This window comes from Rhizobium sp. SG570 (genome assembly GCF_012275345.1).
GTDB classification, from domain to species: domain Bacteria; phylum Pseudomonadota; class Alphaproteobacteria; order Rhizobiales; family Rhizobiaceae; genus Rhizobium; species Rhizobium lusitanum.
Genome location: NZ_JAAZQI010000001.1, coordinates 337,816 through 355,018 on the forward strand (window position 1 = coordinate 337,816; position 17,203 = coordinate 355,018).

General features: G+C 59.2%; 23 protein-coding genes, 1 tRNA gene and 1 pseudogene. 13 read left to right on the forward strand and 12 right to left on the reverse strand.

Annotated features, from left to right (window positions below):
* From FHT28_RS01625 to FHT28_RS01650, 6 genes are all read left to right on the forward strand, one after another.
* On the forward strand, positions 1-951 hold the full coding sequence (locus tag FHT28_RS01625; RefSeq protein WP_037196519.1) for a phosphatidate cytidylyltransferase: 951 nt from the start codon (positions 1-3) through the stop codon (positions 949-951).
* Positions 948-1,364, forward strand: a complete 417-nt coding sequence (locus FHT28_RS01630) for a hypothetical protein (protein ID WP_047638940.1) — start codon at positions 948-950, stop codon at positions 1,362-1,364. The genes FHT28_RS01625 and FHT28_RS01630 overlap by 4 nt, the downstream gene beginning before the upstream one ends.
* The gene (locus tag FHT28_RS01635; protein WP_047555386.1) at positions 1,354-2,004 is read left to right on the forward strand and encodes a CDP-alcohol phosphatidyltransferase family protein; all 651 of its coding nucleotides are present in this window, start codon (positions 1,354-1,356) and stop codon (positions 2,002-2,004) included. The genes FHT28_RS01630 and FHT28_RS01635 overlap by 11 nt, the downstream gene beginning before the upstream one ends.
* Before the next feature lie 273 nt (positions 2,005-2,277).
* Positions 2,278-3,477, forward strand: coding sequence for a tRNA 2-thiouridine(34) synthase MnmA (gene mnmA, locus FHT28_RS01640; protein ID WP_168595415.1), 1,200 nt, complete (start codon positions 2,278-2,280; stop codon positions 3,475-3,477).
* A gap of 164 nt (positions 3,478-3,641) precedes the next feature.
* Positions 3,642-3,718 (forward strand) — tRNA-Met (locus FHT28_RS01645).
* A 217-nt stretch (positions 3,719-3,935) separates the two neighbouring features.
* Positions 3,936-4,307, forward strand: a complete 372-nt coding sequence (locus FHT28_RS01650) for a hypothetical protein (RefSeq protein ID WP_168595416.1) — start codon at positions 3,936-3,938, stop codon at positions 4,305-4,307.
* 41 nt (positions 4,308-4,348) lie between these two features.
* Here the strand turns inward: FHT28_RS01650 and FHT28_RS01655 are convergent, their stop codons facing one another.
* A complete protein-coding gene (locus FHT28_RS01655) occupies positions 4,349-4,840 on the reverse strand; it encodes a hypothetical protein (RefSeq protein ID WP_246704795.1) in 492 nt (163 codons plus the stop codon).
* Positions 4,841-4,872: 32 nt separating this feature from the next.
* A pseudogene (locus FHT28_RS36000) lies at positions 4,873-4,974 on the reverse strand (hypothetical protein); the annotation flags it as partial.
* Between the two features lie 139 nt (positions 4,975-5,113).
* On the opposite strand from FHT28_RS36000, the gene FHT28_RS01660 reads away from it, so the two are divergent.
* The 3 genes from FHT28_RS01660 (at position 5,114) to FHT28_RS01670 (ending at position 6,929) form a co-directional block, all read left to right on the forward strand.
* The gene (locus FHT28_RS01660) at positions 5,114-5,410 is read left to right on the forward strand and encodes a hypothetical protein (protein WP_051963452.1); all 297 of its coding nucleotides are present in this window, start codon (positions 5,114-5,116) and stop codon (positions 5,408-5,410) included.
* 231 nt (positions 5,411-5,641) lie between these two features.
* Entirely contained in the window at positions 5,642-6,010 is a 369-nt protein-coding gene (locus FHT28_RS01665; RefSeq protein WP_047638937.1) for a VOC family protein, read from the forward strand.
* A gap of 598 nt (positions 6,011-6,608) precedes the next feature.
* Complete coding sequence (locus FHT28_RS01670) at positions 6,609-6,929, forward strand: hypothetical protein (RefSeq protein WP_234903749.1); 321 nt, start codon at positions 6,609-6,611, stop codon at positions 6,927-6,929.
* Positions 6,930-6,934: 5 nt separating this feature from the next.
* Here FHT28_RS01670 and FHT28_RS01675 read toward each other — a convergent pair whose 3' ends face one another.
* The 5 genes from FHT28_RS01675 to FHT28_RS01695 form a co-directional block, all read right to left on the reverse strand.
* Entirely contained in the window at positions 6,935-7,186 is a 252-nt protein-coding gene (locus FHT28_RS01675) for a DUF6074 family protein (protein WP_047555393.1), read from the reverse strand.
* A gap of 122 nt (positions 7,187-7,308) precedes the next feature.
* Positions 7,309-7,563 carry a DUF982 domain-containing protein gene (locus FHT28_RS01680; RefSeq protein ID WP_037196530.1) on the reverse strand — a complete coding sequence of 85 codons (255 nt, stop codon included), beginning with the start codon at positions 7,561-7,563 and terminating at the stop codon, positions 7,309-7,311.
* A 299-nt stretch (positions 7,564-7,862) separates the two neighbouring features.
* Complete coding sequence (locus FHT28_RS01685) at positions 7,863-8,120, reverse strand: DUF982 domain-containing protein (RefSeq protein ID WP_168595417.1); 258 nt, start codon at positions 8,118-8,120, stop codon at positions 7,863-7,865.
* Between the two features lie 233 nt (positions 8,121-8,353).
* Positions 8,354-8,713 carry a DUF4189 domain-containing protein gene (locus FHT28_RS01690; protein ID WP_168595418.1) on the reverse strand — a complete coding sequence of 120 codons (360 nt, stop codon included), beginning with the start codon at positions 8,711-8,713 and terminating at the stop codon, positions 8,354-8,356.
* 172 nt (positions 8,714-8,885) lie between these two features.
* Positions 8,886-9,152, reverse strand: coding sequence for a DUF982 domain-containing protein (locus tag FHT28_RS01695; protein WP_047555395.1), 267 nt, complete (start codon positions 9,150-9,152; stop codon positions 8,886-8,888).
* A gap of 258 nt (positions 9,153-9,410) precedes the next feature.
* On the opposite strand from FHT28_RS01695, the gene FHT28_RS01700 reads away from it, so the two are divergent.
* From FHT28_RS01700 to FHT28_RS01710, 3 genes are all read left to right on the forward strand, one after another.
* Complete coding sequence (locus FHT28_RS01700) at positions 9,411-10,106, forward strand: DNA-3-methyladenine glycosylase I (protein ID WP_168595419.1); 696 nt, start codon at positions 9,411-9,413, stop codon at positions 10,104-10,106.
* 56 nt (positions 10,107-10,162) lie between these two features.
* Positions 10,163-11,194 carry a hydroxyacid dehydrogenase gene (locus FHT28_RS01705; RefSeq protein ID WP_168595420.1) on the forward strand — a complete coding sequence of 344 codons (1,032 nt, stop codon included), beginning with the start codon at positions 10,163-10,165 and terminating at the stop codon, positions 11,192-11,194.
* Between the two features lie 191 nt (positions 11,195-11,385).
* A complete protein-coding gene (locus FHT28_RS01710) occupies positions 11,386-12,384 on the forward strand; it encodes a prohibitin family protein (protein WP_037196538.1) in 999 nt (332 codons plus the stop codon).
* A 20-nt stretch (positions 12,385-12,404) separates the two neighbouring features.
* Here FHT28_RS01710 and FHT28_RS01715 read toward each other — a convergent pair whose 3' ends face one another.
* The 4 genes from FHT28_RS01715 to FHT28_RS01730 all read right to left on the reverse strand — a co-directional run bounded on the left by FHT28_RS01715 (position 12,405) and on the right by FHT28_RS01730 (position 15,831).
* Positions 12,405-13,061 (reverse strand): methionine ABC transporter permease, encoded by a 657-nt coding sequence (locus FHT28_RS01715; protein ID WP_168595421.1) that lies wholly within the window; start codon positions 13,059-13,061, stop codon positions 12,405-12,407.
* Positions 13,051-14,136: a methionine ABC transporter ATP-binding protein gene (locus FHT28_RS01720; protein WP_168595422.1), complete on the reverse strand. Its 1,086-nt coding sequence runs from the start codon at positions 14,134-14,136 to the stop codon at positions 13,051-13,053. The genes FHT28_RS01715 and FHT28_RS01720 overlap by 11 nt, the downstream gene beginning before the upstream one ends.
* A gap of 131 nt (positions 14,137-14,267) precedes the next feature.
* On the reverse strand, positions 14,268-15,116 hold the full coding sequence (locus tag FHT28_RS01725; protein WP_168595423.1) for a MetQ/NlpA family lipoprotein: 849 nt from the start codon (positions 15,114-15,116) through the stop codon (positions 14,268-14,270).
* A gap of 211 nt (positions 15,117-15,327) precedes the next feature.
* Positions 15,328-15,831 carry a cupin domain-containing protein gene (locus tag FHT28_RS01730; protein ID WP_047555400.1) on the reverse strand — a complete coding sequence of 168 codons (504 nt, stop codon included), beginning with the start codon at positions 15,829-15,831 and terminating at the stop codon, positions 15,328-15,330.
* A 339-nt stretch (positions 15,832-16,170) separates the two neighbouring features.
* Between FHT28_RS01730 and FHT28_RS01735 the strand changes: the two genes are divergently transcribed.
* Entirely contained in the window at positions 16,171-16,560 is a 390-nt protein-coding gene (locus tag FHT28_RS01735; protein ID WP_037196544.1) for a hypothetical protein, read from the forward strand.
* Between the two features lie 57 nt (positions 16,561-16,617).
* Here the strand turns inward: FHT28_RS01735 and FHT28_RS01740 are convergent, their stop codons facing one another.
* A complete protein-coding gene (locus FHT28_RS01740; protein ID WP_037196545.1) occupies positions 16,618-17,031 on the reverse strand; it encodes a carboxymuconolactone decarboxylase family protein in 414 nt (137 codons plus the stop codon).
* Positions 17,032-17,203 lie beyond the last annotated feature (172 nt).

The window sequence follows — 17,203 nt, forward strand, 5'->3', positions numbered from 1 at the left end:
ATGAATGCTGCCAGCGCCGATCTGATCCACCTTGTCCTCGGCATTTTTGGCGTGCTGATCGTCGCCTCCATCGTCGGCTACGTGCTGCAGCGGCGCTTGTCGCCGGATGGATCGAATGCGGCGATCGAAAACCTGAATGCACGCATCAAGGCCTGGTGGGTGATGGTGGTGCTGATCGGCATCGCCTTCGTGGCCGGGCGTGCCGGCGTCATCCTGCTCTTTGCCTTCTGCTCCTTTGCCGCGCTGCGCGAATTCGTGACGCTGATCAACACAAGGCGCGCCGATCATTGGGCGCTTGCCGCCGCCTTCTTCGTTGCCCTGCCGGTGCAATATTACCTGCTCTGGGCCGAGCAATATGGCATCTATTCGATCTTCATTCCCGTTTATGCCTTCCTGTTCATGCCCATCGTCGCGGTGCTGCGCGGCGATACCGAGCGGTTCCTGGTGCGCATCGCCGAAGTGCAATGGGCGCTGATGATCTGCGTCTTCTGCGCCTCGCATGTGCCCGCACTGCTCACCCTGCATATTCCGGGCTATGAAGGACGCAACGTGCTGCTAATCGCCTTCCTGGTGATCGTCGTCCAATTGAGCGACGTGTTGCAATATGTCTGGGGCAAGCTCTTCGGGAAAACCAAGATCGCGCCGCGGCTGTCGCCGTCGAAGACGGTGGAGGGCTTCGTCGGCGGCGTCATCAGCGCTTCGCTGATCGGGGCGGCGCTCTGGTGGGTAACGCCGTTCACGCCGCTACAGGCGGGCCTGCTTGCCTTTGTCATCACGATCATGGGTTTCTTCGGCGGCTTGGTGATGTCGGCAATCAAGCGGGATCGCGGCGTCAAGGATTGGGGCCACCTGATCGAAGGCCATGGCGGGCTGATCGACCGGCTGGATTCGGTCGTCTTCTCGGCGCCCATCTTCTTCCACCTCGTCCGATTCTGGTGGTCAGTGTCATGACAGGCAGGCTGAAAGCACTTGCCGGCAGCAGCATCGTGCATGTGCTTTTCGCGTTCCTTGCCATGGGCGGCTGGGCCGTCTTCGCCAATCGCACGCATCCGATGCCGCGGCCTTTGATTGCGGGTCTTGTGCAAGGCGTGCTTTCGGGCTGCCTGACGCTGTTTCTGAAGTCGGCCGTCGAGGCCCTGTCGCGGCGGTTCGGCGGCTTTACAGTCCTCTGGGCGCCGCCGCTGATCGCCTGTCTGGGTTCCGCGGCGATCCTGGTGACGATCCATGCTCTCAGCGGCACGCCGGAGATCCTGAAGACGATCGCGGTGCCGCTGCTGGTGTCATCGAGCTATGCGGCGATCTACAATTATTCGATTTCCGGCGGGAGGCGTCAAAGTATGACAGGTGAGGGCCATGAAGGGTGAGGGAACAGGCGACAGGCGACCTCTAGCTAGCCGCAACACGCGCTGGGCGCAGGCCTTGGCGCGGCGCATGACCGCGCTTTCGGTGACGCCGAACCAGATTTCGCAGGCGAGCATGGCGATGGCGGCGCTGGCCGGAGGTTGCTTCTGGCTTTCCGGATCCGGCGGCGTCGGCATGCGCGTGCTGCTGCTGATCCTTTCGGCGCTGTTCTGCCAATTGCGCCTGCTCTGCAACCTGCTCGATGGAATGGTGGCGGTCGAGGGCGGCAAGGGCGAGGCTGACGGACCCTTCTGGAACGAATTCCCGGACCGTATCGCCGATATTCTCATCCTTGCCGGCATCGGCTACGGCATAGCAGCGCCGGGGCTCGGCTGGGCTGCGGCCGCTTTCGCGGTGCTGACCGCCTATGTCCGTGAACTCGGGCGCGCCACCGGGAACCCCAGTGATTTCTCCGGCCCGATGGCCAAGCAGCATCGCATGGCGGTCGTCACCGCTGCGGCGCTCCTCTCTGTTGTCGAGGCCTTGTGGAGCGGCGGCATATGGGTCCTGACCGTTGCCCTCTGGGTCGTTGCGATCGGGTCGGCCGTCACCGTGCTGCGGCGCGGGCGCAACCTGATCGGGCATTTGAAGGCCAAGGGGTGATTCGCATATCGGCCTGCCCCTTGCGCCGGATGGCAATCCTTTCTATATCCGTCCACAATTGAGGCGGGCTGCAAAGTGTGCGGCCCATTGTCCCGCATGAAAATTCGCCGCTTTTGCATGGCACTCGGCGGTCAGAGCGTGATCCCAAAAAGTGTGCAGCGGTTTTTGGATAAGATCATGCGACATTAAATAACGAGAGCGTGACGACGTTTCGAAAAAAAAGTCATCCCGCTCGGCAGCATCGAAGATCGTTCAAGACTGGCGGCAACGACCGTGAATACACTGGATTTTGACAAGAGGCCGGAAGATACCCGCGTCGTCGTCGCCATGTCGGGCGGCGTTGACAGCTCCGTCGTCGCCGGCATTTTGAAGCGGCAGGGCTATGATGTGCTCGGCATCACGCTGCAGCTCTACGATCATGGCGCGGCCGTGCATCGCGCCGGCTCCTGTTGCGCCGGCCAGGATATCGACGATGCGCGCCGCGTCTGCGAGACGCTCGGTATCCCGCATTACGTGCTCGATTACGAAAAGCGCTTCCGCGAGACGGTGATCAATCCTTTCGCCGAGAGCTATGTCGCCGGCGAGACGCCGATCCCCTGCGTTGCCTGCAACCAGACCGTCAAATTCGCCGACCTTCTGTTGACCGCCAAGGAGCTCGGCGCCGATGCTCTGGCGACCGGCCACTACATTCGCTCGCGCCCGAACCCTTCTGCCGACAATCCCGGCCGGCGTGCGCTCTATCGCCCGGCCGATGCCGATCGCGACCAGAGCTATTTCCTCTTCGCCACGACGCAGGAGCAGATCGACTATCTGCGCTTTCCGCTCGGCGGCATGCCGAAGGCGGAGACGAGGGCGCTTGCCAAGGAAATGGGCCTCGTCGTCGCCAAGAAGGCCGACAGCCAGGACATCTGTTTCGTGCCGCAGGGCAAATATTCCGATGTAATCGCCAAGCTGAAGCCGAATGCGGCGCTCGCCGGCGAGATCGTCCATCTTGACGGCCGTGTGCTGGGCCAGCACGAGGGCATCCTGCACTATACGATCGGCCAGCGCCGCGGCATCGGCATCGCCACTGGCGAGCCGCTCTACGTCGTCTATCTCGACGCTCGCTCGCGCCGCGTCATCGTCGGCCCGAAGGAAGCGCTGGAAACGCACCGCGTCTATCTGCGCGACGTTAACTGGCTGGGCGACGAAACGCTGATGCAGGCGGCTTCAGGCGAGGGCTTTGCCTGCTACGCCAAGGTCCGCTCCACCCGTGCGCCGTCGCCGGCCGTGTTGCACACCGATGCCAGCGGCATCTATGTCGACCTGACGATCGGCGAGGCCGGCGTTGCTCCGGGGCAGGCCTGCGCGCTCTATTCGGCGCCAGGCGACGACGCCCGCGTCTACGGTGGCGGCTTTATCGAACGCTCCGAGCGCGAGCCGATTGCCGAGGCCTCCCTGAAGGCTTTGCTGGCAAGCCCGGTCGCGGCTTAAGGGGCAAGCAGCCCGGCCAAGAGAAAGCACTGATTTTTCCAAATCATCCGCTTGACACCAAGCCGAGCTGCACCTTATAAGCCGCTCAACCGACGGGCCAACGCTTTTCGAGCAGTGGTTCGTTTGACCTTTGTGCATCATAGACAATTATTATGCGCAGACGTGGCGGAGTAGCTCAGTAGGTCAGAGCAGAGGAATCATAATCCTTGTGTCGGGGGTTCAAATCCCTCCTCCGCTACCAAAATTCCCCGTATAATATCAATACCTTGGGTGTAGCCGGACGCGACTTCCGGAATTTTGACACGGGCTTCCGGAATTTATGGTTTTCTGCCGACCGCGCCCAAGACCACGTGGGGAGCGCCGAATTATAGGATCGCAGGTCACCCTCCAGGCACTCCCTAAAACCCTCGACTCACGTTACGGACCCTTCATTCATTTCGAATGCAGATGGGGATCGCATGTTCAAAAAAATTGGCTTGGTTGCTTTGCTTGTGGCGGGTCTGGCCGGCTGTGCTGGCATGGACTACGCGATGAAGAATTACTCCGGCGTGAAAGTCGTCACATGGGTAAATCCATCGACGAATGCGCAATGGCGGATTTTCGATAAACCGGCAGAAAACCGAATGATGATCACCCTGGGTATTGGCGGCGCGGCTCTACAGGGTGCCGGACAAGGGATCACGCTTGGCGCCGCCGACACGAGAACGCCGATGATCCTTTATCAAGACGCTGCCATTGCTTGGCTAGCATCGAGTGGGCGGCATTGCTCCGCCACCCAAACGTTTCTTGTAATCGAACCGCAATACGAGGTTCGCTATATTTGCCGGTAGGCAAAGTACGAAACTCGGCTCACCGCTGTTTTGAAGGGTCTTTAAGCGTTGTTTGAAGCCCCTTCAAAGAGGGCATCTGTGAGAGTTTGCCACGCATACACCGCAGCCAGGCTGACCACTCCGTTACCGGCCGCATCGGGTCGGTCCGCCCGATCGGCCAGCCCATGATCCAATCCGAAAAGTTCGGGTTGAAGGTCAGGTCTCCGGGCGAGGATCGGGGCCCAGCGTTCAAACTCAGATGGAGCGGGTGGGAAGATGGGAAGCTGAAGGGCTTCGTCGGTGTCGCGCCGCATGCCTGCATGAGCATCCAAAGATGCGTCCAAACCCTCGCAGCCTTGCCGATCCCGAACTGTGACCCCGCAGCTGCCGCGTCGTCCTTCATCCGGAAACAATTGTTCACCAGTACCAATTCGATCTTCGTACAGTAGAGGGACTTTGTCGGCGTGGGCCACAATGAAGAGCGGCCGACGCTGGTGAGATGCGCCGATCTCTGCCGCGCTGAACAGGCCCGCTTGTTCTCGAAGAAGCGCCATTCGGGGTCGAGTTCCCGAATAATCCGGCTGATGTGAGGCCAGAGATGGCGGGGATCGTCTTCGCCTCGCCGGAGACCGGCGAAGCTGAAGGGCTGGCAGGGGATATCCTCCAGTGAGGATATGAACCTTTCCACGCCAAGGGAGGCCGAATATCTATAGGCGCGATGAATCTGGCGAGGATGATCCTATTCCGCTCGTCAGAATGGGCAGGGAACCAAAGCGAGCCATCGCCGTTCCTGACAGGCGACTTTACGCCACTATCAGGAGGATCTAATGGCCGACATCACGCTAGATAAAGACATCAATGCGCAGATCGAAGAGCTTCGAAATCAGATTGCCAAGCTTTCAGCGGATTTGGCCAGCAGGATTGACATTGCTTCCGAACGCGCTGACGAAGCGCTGTCGTCGGTGAAGACGAGGGTTTCCAATGTTGCGGACCAGGCGCGGACCGAAGGCAGAAATGTAGTTCAGGCTGCCAAGGACAATCCAACGGCGACAAGTTCCATTCTTATGGTTACGGCCCTGCTTGGTCTCTTTGCCGGGCTTTTGATCGGCAAGCTGACGGACTAAGAGAACGAGATAATCTCATTCTCGAAAAGTGAAAGCCCGATCAGCAGTCATGCCGATCGGGTTGTCAGGATGACCGGGCCGCCTCCAACCCGAGCTTTACCCTGTGTCACGCCTAGCGTTCCCACCGGTGCCTGCTATCGAAGTCCAAACACAATCACCAATTGACTGGTTGGCAATCATCTGAATTTCCTTACCCTTCTCCAGATTTCCTCAAAAGAGCTGGCATCCTCAATGCGTTTCGTCAATCCAATCCCCTTCGTCAGCGACATAGCTCGCTCGAAGGCATTTTATTGCGACCTGCTGGGTCTCAAAATCCTGAGCGATTTCGGGAACTTCATTCTCTTCGAGACCGGCTTCGCCATTCATGACGGGAAGTCACTTGAGCAAACGGTCTGGAAGAAAACTATTGAAACGTCCAGCCCATACGGGCGCGGAAACATGCTTCTCTATTTCGAACATGAGGATGTGGATGCAGCGTTCGAAAGAATTGCACCGCATGTTGAGCTGATCCATTCCGTCGAGCGACAAGACTGGGGACAGCGCGTGTTCCGGTTTTATGATCCTGATGGGCACGCTGTGGAGATTGGCGAACCGCAGTAGCCAGATAGGTTCGGGTCAAGGGCAGTTGCCGGTGGCGCGGTATCCAAACGGGTGCGCCGTCGACCTCACGATAACCACCATCAGCTCGCCATACTTTCAGCGACATCTTAGATTAGGAAACTGCGATGGAAGTGAAACTTCTTGCGCGTCTTTGCGTTCAAGCGTCACGGAATTTGCGAGGATCTGGCCATGACCTCAAAAGAGAAGAGACTTGCTCGGCATATCATGGTGAAACTTTTGCCTGTTTTCGGCGGCTTAAGCATCCTGGGGGTCGTTGTGCTTTCGATGATCGCATAGGCAGTTCGGCAAGCAAGACGACAAGACGATATGAAATCATTGTCGGACAAGGGGTCGCTTCTGCGGCTCTTTTTGTTGATGCGTGAATGCAAGCCGGGCGAAGTTCTTTGCGTCCGGAAGAAACGATCGCGAGCCCTGAGCCCTGTTCGCTAGATGATCGGTAAACGGACTGAATGGCGCGAGAAAATCCGCTTATCACCCGCATTTGTAAACGGCCATGGATAATTCATGCTAGATATCTTGCAAGACGAAACGCGCTCTGGCACCGTGCCGCCACAGGGGAACGGGGTGTTCAATGAGGATGTTTTTGGCGGCGGCCACTGCTCTGGTGGTCGCCAATTCTGTATTGGCTGCTGACGATGCCGTGAACAACGCGTTCCGGGTCTGCAAGATGATAGATAATACTGGCCTGTTCACCGCGCCGTGCCAGGTTTCCAGCCGGAAATACTCCGTGACGGCGACGATCGACTTGACGACCATCGATGCTCGGAAGGCTTGCACGCAGATTACGGGCGTTGTTGCGTCGAAGGGATTTCATTTTCCCGGCGCAGACTGGACCGTGCAGATCAGGTCGCCATCGAGCGGCGACCGATCGATCGTGTTCTGCCGGCTGCCGAAGTAGCCTCCTCAGGCGGACGCGTTCATTTCGTCCGTCGCAAAGGCCAACTGCAGTTCCATCAGAACCGCATGCATGAAAAGCCCAGCTTGGCGCGATATCTCGTCTTCATCCATTCCCTGCCGTTTCAGGGTGGCGGCAAAGCCCGCCATTTCCGAGCGCCAGAAGCGATTTGCTTCCTCTCCGTGAAGCTGCTGCAGGGCACTGGCGCACCGCCTGATATCACTGGCGCGTCTGTCGGCTGGGAATGCTAAAAGCGACATATCATCTCCGTCATCGGCAAGGCGAATCGCCTGCCTTTGTTGGCACCTTCGCCCGCACTGGTTCACAAAGAATGAATTGCCCCTTCGGAGATCCCACCTGGTTCCGAAATGACCGGATGAGTTCACTGCATCACGGATAGGCCCGCCTCCCGGGCGGCCCTGATCAAGGCGTCCCGTGCGGCCTCCGGAGGAACGGCGCCCAGCATCGCCTCGAGGCAAATGCGCACCGCAGTCACATATTCTTCGCCGCTTTCGACCGGCCAATGCTCCAGTAGCAACTCGGCGACTTGATGTACCGAATTGACGCGGCGATATCCGCCGGTCTCTCCGAGTACGAGTGTTACGGCCGGGAATGGTCGTAAAGTGTTTCGTTTCAAAACGCACTACCTCCGAAACGTATATGCTTCGGTAACCATTGCAAAAAGCGTTCCGCGTCGAACGTCATCTTGCCTGGTGTCTTCGAGGTTGCTTCTGTCAGCCTGTTGCCAGGGGGCGCGATCGAGCCGGCAGCTTGCTTCAACAGCACCTGCCACGCCTATTGTCCGAATAAGCCATGTTTGGATGTCCGACGGCTGTCGCCGTCGACCTCTCGGAATGTGCGTTTGCGAACAGGTTCAGACCGGTCAGCGCCGCGCCTTTGGCGGCGCCCGATGCTGTAAAATCGATGCCGACGGGCTTAGTCCAGCACGTCAGCTTCGACGCAGGCTTCAACAAATGCCATCCTGGCTTCGTTGTGAAGAAGTGAGTTTCCTTCCGCCGCCGAGCAAATATTCCTTGCCGTACTATACTTTTCCCCTCGAACGGTCGGCCAGCGGAACAGAAGATGGTTGAGGGCATCCTTCGGGCTTCTTATTCTCTCCGGCATGCCGTAGCCGATACGCAGGTACACAGGTTCGTTCCAGCGAACGCCGCTGGTCATAATGATCATGTTCATTCAATGGTGCTCCGACATTGGCATCGAAACTCCCGCGAGCGGAAAAAGTTTCGCAATTTCTTGAAAATTGATTGTCTTGTCGGAATGACGCGGCAGCCCAGCCGATAGAAAATGCCGGGCACCCAAGAGCTTATGTGGAGCACTGATCTCGTCGAGCCCGCCGCAAGTGCTGAACTACTGGCGGCGGGACGTTTCAAATCACCTTGCAAGCGGCCGATCGAAAGGTCGGCGGATCACTGGCAGTCGGATATGACGATCTTGCAATGCGGGCAGTTGTCCAGCGCCATGCGCTCGGCTTCGCGCTTGCTGCTGCCGTAGCCAATGCCGTAGTTGACGCGATCGCCGACATAGGCGCCGCATTGTTCGAACCACACGGCCGACTTGCAGGAGTCATTGCCCGCCGAACGGCACTCTTTGATGGCATTATGCTCGGCTTCCGCGCGGCTGGAGCCCCAGCCCAGGCCATAGCCGGCTTCCCCTGCAGAAAGGCCCTGCTGGTCGTCGACGGCGATTGCGCCAAAAGCGAGTGCGGATGATGCGAAGGCGCACGAAATCAATGCTGCGGCCAGGGCCGCGCGAATGTTCTTCTTCATGATTAAATCCCCGAAAACCCAGATAACTTAGGTCAACCTCGGTATATATTGCGCCCCCACCAAGACAAGGCGGGTTGAGGCTCCATTTTTGGGTGGATTTGGCCGGAAGCGGGTTATCTGATCTTGCCGGAATGCGCAGCAATTGTCTTCGGGTGGGACCTATTGAGCGCGGTCAGTGCTGTTGGACCATGGTGGTCTCGATCGGAACACCGGCTTCCATTGCTGCGGCCATGAAGCTGTTTCGGGCCTCCAGCGGGTGCCCGTGGCCGCTCTCGACATCGGCACAGATCTGCAGGGCCATCAAAAACGCCTTGCCTTCCGCCACGGGCCAGGCGTTCAGCAGCATGTCCAATGCATCCTTCGTGGTCCCGACGGTATAGACCTTCCCGGTACGCTTGCAGATGACCATGATGGGATAATTCCAGTCTTTAATGCTCATGGTGCGAAGCTCCGATCCGACGCCGCAGAGGTTAATGCCACGGCGCGCAAAATCTCAAGTTAATTTCGGGACGTAACTGGTGCAGGTCACCGTTGTTTCAATCATCGCCCGGTTGATTCAAGGCGTAGCGCGATCAACTTTGGAGTCGCGCGTCGCGATGCGGTGCGTCTGACCGATACCCGCGGCGCCGAAGACCCTTGCGCGGAGCTATGGGATCATAAATGACTTGGCGTGCAGCGCAGCCGGAGGAAGACAGCGATGGGAAGCTTTGCGGAGATTGAGGAGCGGGCCGAAAAGCGCAAGGGCGGTGCCGCCGCGCTGAAGACGCTGATGCCGAAATTGCCTGATGTCGATGTCCTGCGCGCGCAGGCGGACGATCGGCTTTTGTCGGAGATGACGCGTTATGTCTTCTATGCCGGTTTCGTCCGCAACGTTATCGATTCCAAGTGGCCGGGTTTTGAAGCGGCCTTCTCCGGTTTCGATCCTGCCTTTCTCAATCTCGCGCCTGATGATTACTGGCATGATCTGACGTCCGACACGCGTATTGTCCGCAACGGCGCCAAGATCATGTCGGTGCGGGCGAATGCCCAATTCATCCGGCAGCTTGCCGATGAGCATGGCAGCGCCGGCCAGTTTTTTGCCGATTGGCCGATTGAGGATCACATCGGCCTGCTCGGCGTGCTCGACAAGCGGGCAGAACGGCTCGGCGGCATGAGCGGCCAATATTTCCTGCGGGCGATCGGCCGCGACAGCTTCGTCATGAGCCATGATGTGCTCGTCTGCCTGCGCCTTTCCGGCCTGCCGATCTCGGAAGGCAAGCCGACGAAGAAGGACCTGCGGCTGATCCAGGATCGGTTCAATGCCTGGCACGCCGATACGGGCCTGCCGCTCACCCATCTCTCACGCATCTGCGCCTTCTCTGTCGGAATGCCGGGAGAAGAGGACGAAGCCTGATTGATTTGATCCATCGAATAATATTGGATCGCACGCTGAAACAGGGAAAGATTAAGATGACGACCGACAGCAGGCCTTTGGCCATCAGCGCGCCGGAGCCGCGCTCGCTTGAACTCATTTTCACCAAGGACGCGCTATCCCTGCTTCACTCGAAATACCGCATCGTCGAGGCGGATCCGAATGAAATCGCCGCATTGGGCGACGAGGTGCTGGCAGAAGCGCGCTACATCATCGGCCAGCCGCCGCTGTCGAAGGAGACGCTGGAGCGCATGCCGCAGCTGCGCTGCATCCTGAATGTCGAAAGCAACCTTATCAACAACATGCCGTACGATGTGCTTTTCGAGCGTGGCATCCATGTCGTCACCACGGGTCTGGTCTTTGCAGAGCCGGTCGCCGAGATCGGGCTCGGATTCGCGCTGAGCCTGGCGCGGGGCATCATCGATGCCGATCTGGATTTCCGCGAGGGCAGGGAGCTCTGGGGCGGAGACGGCAATGCCAGCGCCCGGCTGCTTTCGGGCAGCGATATCGGCATTGTTGGGTTCGGCGAACTCGGCAAGGCACTGAACCGGGTGCTGACGGGCTTCCGGGCCAATATCAAGGTGTTCGATCCCTGGATGCCGCCGTCGATCCTCAGGGAAAACGGTGTGCAGCCTGCTAGCCTTGACGAGGTGCTGTCGGGCAGCGATTTCATTTTCGTGGTGGCCTCCGTCACCAGCGAGAACAAGGGATTTCTCGGTGCTGAGGCTTTCGCGCGTATGCGCAAGGGTGCAGCCTTCATCCTGCTCAGCCGGGCCGACGTCGTCGATTTCGATGCGCTGATGGCCGCGGTCTCCTCCGGCCATATCGTGGCGGCGAGCGACGTCTATCCCGAGGAGCCGCTCGGCAAGGATCATCCGGTGCGAGGCCTCAAGGGATTCCTCCGCTCGGCCCATCGCGCCGGAGCACTCGACAGCGCCTTCAAGAAAATGGGCGACATGGTGCTGGAGGACATGGATCTGATGGATCGCGGTCTGCCGCCGATGCGCTGCAAGCGCGCGGAGCGGGAAACGGTATCGCGCATGCGCTCGAAACCGGTGACGCGGAACTAACGGAGCCCCTTGGCTCGTAGTATACCTACGAGTGCATTTTCGGTTCGACTCATCTATGTCTCGGCTACTGGAGCAATTCTCCGAAAAGCGCGCAGCGGTTTTCTGTCCAGAATTGCGTGGAAACAATAACTTAGAGCATTCAAGCGATTCCGCGAAACGCTTGAATGCTCTGGGGAATGGTGAGGATATCGATGGCAAACCGGGAAATCGACATAGCATCCATGGCGAGCAAAGGCCGTGCAACGGCGTTTATCGGCATCGTTGCCATTATCGCCGTGCTGATGCTCGTCTTCAGTTCATGGTACACGATCGATCAGGGCGAGCGCGGCGTCATCCTGCGCACCGGCGCCATGGTCGGTACGGCCGAACCGGGCTTGCATTTCAAGCTGCCCTGGATCGAGACTGTCGTCAAAATCCCGGTGACGCAGCAGGTGACCTATTGGACCTGTCAGAATGGGGCCAGCTGCGAAAACAATGAGCATCCGCAGATGCAGGCCTATTCGCAGGATCAGCAGCCCGCCGACATGCGTGTGACGATCTCCTGGCATGTGCCTGCAGATGCGGTGGAGCATGTCTATTCGGAGTTCGGTTCGATCGGCAATCTGGAATCGCGGCTGATTGCCCGGCGTGCGCCGCAGGACGTGAAGACGGTTTTCGGCAAATTCACCGCCGCCTCCGTCATTCAGAACCGGGCGCAGTTCAACACGGACGTACAGGCGGCAATCGAGGCCGGTATCCAGGGGCCGGTGCAGATCGATAGCGTCCAGGTCGAGAATATCGATTTCTCCGACGCTTATGAGAACAGCATCGAGCAGCGCATGCTCGCTGAAGTCGAGGTGCAGAAGCTGCGGCAGAATGCCGAGCGCGAGAAGGTGCAGGCGCAGATCACTGTGACGCAGGCGCAGGCGGCGGCTGATGCCCGCCGTGCCGATGCGCAGGCACAGGCCGATTCCGTGAGGCTGCAGGCGGAAGCTGATGCCGAGGCGATCCAGCTTCGCGGCGATGCGGAAGCCAAGGCGATCAAGGCCCGCGGCGATGCATTGCGCGATAACCCCAACCTGATCTTCCTGACCCAAGCGGAAAAATGGAACGGGCAACTGCCCACCACCATGCTTCCAAATGGCGCGGTGCCGATGCTCAATCTCGACGCGCGCCAGAACCCCGCCGCACCGGCGGCGGAGCATGAATAGCGGGAGGGCTGGCTAAGGTCCTAGCGACGATCGAGCCTGGCGGCCAGCCGGTCGCCAAGCCATTGCATGCCGCAGACGAGGATGATCAGCACGACGACGACGGCGACCATCACGCCCGTTTCGAAGCGCTGGTAGCCATAGCGGATGGCAAGATCGCCAAGCCCGCCGCCGCCGATCGTGCCCGCCATGGCGGAGGCACCGATCAGCGTCACCAGCGTCACGGTGAAGCCTGCGACGATGCCGGGCATGGCTTCCGGCACCAGCACCTCGCGGATGATGGTCCAGCGATTGCCGCCCATGGCACGCACCGCGTCGATGAGGCCGCGATCGACTTCCCGCAGGGATACCTCAGCGATACGGGCATAATAGGGGATTGCCGCGATGGTGAGCGGCACGATCGCCGCCGTGGTGCCGAGTGCGGTGCCGACGATCAGCCGCGTCAGCGGAATCAACGCGATGAGCAGGATCACGAAAGGCACGGCGCGGAAGCCATTGACCAATGCCGCAAGGACGCCGTTGACGGCGAGTTGCTCGGCAATACCGCCGCGGCTTGTCACGACAAGGGCGAGACCGAGCGGCAGGCCGATGATCAAAGAGATCAGGCCGGATGCGCCGGTCATCCATACGGTTTCCCAGAAAGTGCGCCAAAGCAGGCTGAGGATTACATCAGTTGTCATAGCCTAGAACCTCCACCCGGGCGGAGCGGGCTTTCAGAAAATCGCTGACCTGCGCCGGCAAGGCCGCATCGCGCGTCGGGACCGCGATGAAGAAGCGGGCAACGGGCTGGTTCTGGATGTGGTCGATGCCGCCGTGGACCAGCCGGAAAGAGCGCGGTAGCGCTGCGGAAAGCTCGGCGAAGAGCGCTCCTTGCGCCGCCGGACCGGCGAGGTCGACGCTGAGGATGGCCTCAACCCCTGCTGTCGGCGACAGGCGAGCGGCGATGTGTTCAGGAAGCTGCGGGCGGATGCCGCCGAGCAGGCTTGCGGTGATGTCCGTTTCGGGGTTGGCGAAGACGGTCCATACCGAGCCTTCCTCGACAATCCGTCCAGCATCGATGACAGCAACGCGATCGGCAATCGAGCGCACCACTTCCATCTCATGGGTGATCAGCAGAATGGTGAGCCCGAGCTTGCGATTGATATCCTTCAGCAGCGCGAGGATCGACCGCGTCGTTTCCGGATCGAGCGCCGATGTCGCTTCGTCCGACAGAAGAAGCGCCGGGCGTGCCGCGAGAGCGCGGGCAATGCCGACACGCTGTTTCTGGCCGCCGGAAAGGGCAGCCGGATAGGCCTTTGCCTTGTCGGCAAGGCCGACGAGTTCAAGCAGGTCGCGCGCCCGCTGCAGCCGTTCGGCCTTGGCGACGCCCTCAATCTTCAACGGCAGGGCGATATTTTCCTCGACCGTCTTGGCGGAAAGCAGATTGAAGTGCTGGAAGACCATGCCGATGCGGCGGCGCAGCGGCTGCAGTTCCTTCTCCGAAAGGCCTGCGATATCGCGACCTTCGATATAAATCTCGCCGCTATCGGCGCGTTCCAGCCCGTTCAGGCAACGAATCAGCGTCGACTTGCCGGCGCCGCTGCGGCCGATGATGCCGACGATCTCGCCACGACGCGCCGTCAGCGAAACGCCGTCCAGCGCAGGTGTCGCGCCAAACCGACGGCGGACATCGACGAGACGGATGATTTCATCGCCGGTCGATGGGTGGGGCGGCGGATGGCCGTTGATTGACGTGACAGGGGTGAAGGAGTTCATGTCTGTCTGCTTCCCGATCTTCTTTTTGGGTGCGGCGCGGGTTGAGGCTGCGCGGAAAACGCCAAAGGCGGCCCGGGCAAGATGCCCCGGCCGCCCTGCCGCTCAGCGCTGTCCCCCGCGCGGTTCGGTTATCAATAGGCGCTGAGGCCCGTTCCCTTGTAGACCTTGTCGAACTCAGCCTTGACGGTGTCATTCTGGTAGGCTGCCACCAGCGTCTTCACCCAAGCTTCATTCTCGCTGCCCTGTTTGACGGCAATGAAATTGCGGTAGGGGTTGCCGTCGATCGGCTCCTGCGCGATGCGATCCTTCGGTGTCAGGCCGCTTTTCAGCGCCCAGTCGGTGTTGACGACAGCAGCGTCGAGGTCGTCGATCGAGCGGCCGACGATGCCGGCGTCCAGTTCCTTGATCTCGACATTTTTCGGGTTCTCAGCGATGTCGGCTGTCGTGGCGAGAATGCCGGTGCCGTCCTTGAGCTTGATCACGCCTTGGTTCTGCAGCACGCGCAACGCGCGGCCCTCGTTGGAAGGATCGTTCGGCACGCCGATGACCGCGCCTTTCGGAAGATCGGCCACCGCCTTGTACTTCTTGGTGTAGAGGCCGATCGGCCAGACACCGGTATAGCCGACGCGGACGATATGGTAGCCGTGCTGCTTGACCTGGTTGTCGAGATAGGGCTGATGCTGGAAGGCGTTGGCGTCGACTTCGCCGCGTTCAAGCGCTTCGTTCGGCTGGGTATAGTCGTTGAAGACGATGGTCTCGATCTTCAGCCCCTTCTTGGCGGCTTCCGTGGTCACCACCCGCCAAACATCTTCGTCTTCACCGCTCATGATGCCGACCTTGATCGTCTTGTCGGCAGCGAAAGACGGGGTAGCGGTTGTCATCAAGCCGAAAGCGGCGACAGCGGAAGCAAAGATGGCGGCGAGGCCGGCGCGACGGGAAAGGCGCAGCGCGTCGAAGCCTCTAGAAAGCTTTTCAGTCATGGGAAATCCTGTTCCAGATGATCGAGATCATTATCTCGTTGACGGCTTAATCATCTCAGACGCATGTTCGCGTCGCGAAGCAGGATCATGCGTTGTGCGACGCACTTCTGAAAAACTCTTTTCAGTGCAGTGCAAAGCGGAAACTAATTTTCTACAAATATTATAGATTATTTATGTGGCAAAATAGGCAATTGCCCAAAGATTATGCAAGCTAGCGATGGATCGGGTCCTTCCAAAGGACATTTTCCGGCTTTTCCACCGGCTCGATATCGAGATTGACGACGACAGGCTCCTGTCCGGAGCGGACCAGCACGCATTCCAGTGTCTCGTCGCGGCTGGCGTTGATTTCCTGATGCGGCACGTAGGGCGGCACGAAGATGAAATCGCCCGGGCCGGCTTCGGCGACGAATTCCAGATTGTCGCCCCAGCGCATCCGCGCCTTGCCCTTGACGACGTAGATAATGCTTTCGAGATCGCCGTGATGATGGGCGCCTGTCTTGGCGTTGGCGTGGATCGTCACAGTGCCGGCCCAGATCTTTTCCGCGCCGGCGCGGGCGTGATTGATCGCGGTTGCACGATTCATGCCCGGCGTCTGCGCCGTATTCGGGTCGAGGGCATTGCCAGGGATTATTTTAACCCCATTTTCCCGCCAGTCGATCGTTTGGTGAGCGTGATCGTGCCCATGGTCATGCTCATTTTCATGATTGCCGCACATGGTCTTCCTTTCACCGTTTTGGAAGGGATTCGCGCGCCTCGCGACTATGATGTGTCGTTTTACTCTACGCGAAGTCCTTCAAAAATAAAGAGAATTGCAGAAAATTATCAAAGAGGCTTTTCAAGTCGAGATTAATCTATAGACTTGATCAAGTTAAATGACCGGTGGGAACATTTTGTGTGTGTCCCGCGTTGCGCCGGTCACGACATGGTTTGCCGCGCCGCTTGCCCCATAGACTGCGTTCGGGGCGCGCCAAACTCAAGAAGCAGCGCCTGGTCTCTGAAGGAGACCGATCACTTTCATATCATGCGCCGGACTTCCAATTGAAAGGAGACAGACATGTCGAATGCCTTGCCGCCCCTTCATGAGGGTCATGCCCCCATTACGTTGCAGCAGCTTTTTCGCGAAGGACTTTATGCCTTCGAGGAATGGGACAGCGAAGTAACCGAACCGATTGTGACGTTCGAGGGGCGGATCATCCCCATCAGCGTCGTTTTCGAAGCCATGCGCGAATGCACCGACATCGTGCCCAACAACATCGTTTCGGCTGTGACCGAACGGTTGACCAAGCCCTGGGAGGGCGAAGGTCCGCTTGACACGATGACCTTTTCGACCGCCGCCCGCGTCATGGGCGTCCTGGTTCGCAAAAGGCTGCTGGCCGTGAACAACGGCATCAGCGTCGCTGCTATTGCCGTAGAAGCTCAGGCTACGGAAAAGTCTGACCGCTAGAAACGCGATCAATGATCGAAGGCCCGCTGGCGCAATGCTGGCGGGCCTTTTTCATTGTCAGGGATGACCGACGTCGAACTCTGGATCGACGGGAATCTGCATGGCGGTGACCAGGTGGTTCGTCTGTCCGGCAAGGCCGATGACAGCCAGCAGTTCCCCATGTTGAGCATCCGTCATGCCCTTTGCCCTGGCGGCTGCGGTGTGGGAATGGACGCAGTAGGTGCAGCCATTGGCTGTCGAGACAGCGATGTAGATCATCTCGCGCACCAGCGGATCGAGCGCGCCCTCCGCCATCATGACCGCCTTCAGGCCTTCCCAGGTACGCTTCAGCAAGGCTGGATCCTTGGCGAGGCCGCGCCAGAAATTATTGACGAAATCGGACTTTCGGACCGCACGTATATCATCGAACACCGCCTTCACCGCCGGGATCGCTTCCGCCTCCGTATCATCGAGCAATTTGACCGTCGCCATCCTCAATCTCCTTTCAGCAATCCTGATCTTGTCGAACCATATCGCATTTTCCTGTGGTCTTGGCGGGATGGCCGGCGAATATCCTCCCTCTTTTTGTTTGCAAATGTCATCCATATGTGAAAATACTATTTACATAAGAAGATTGAGGCTGACGCGGGAATCGGCGGCGAGA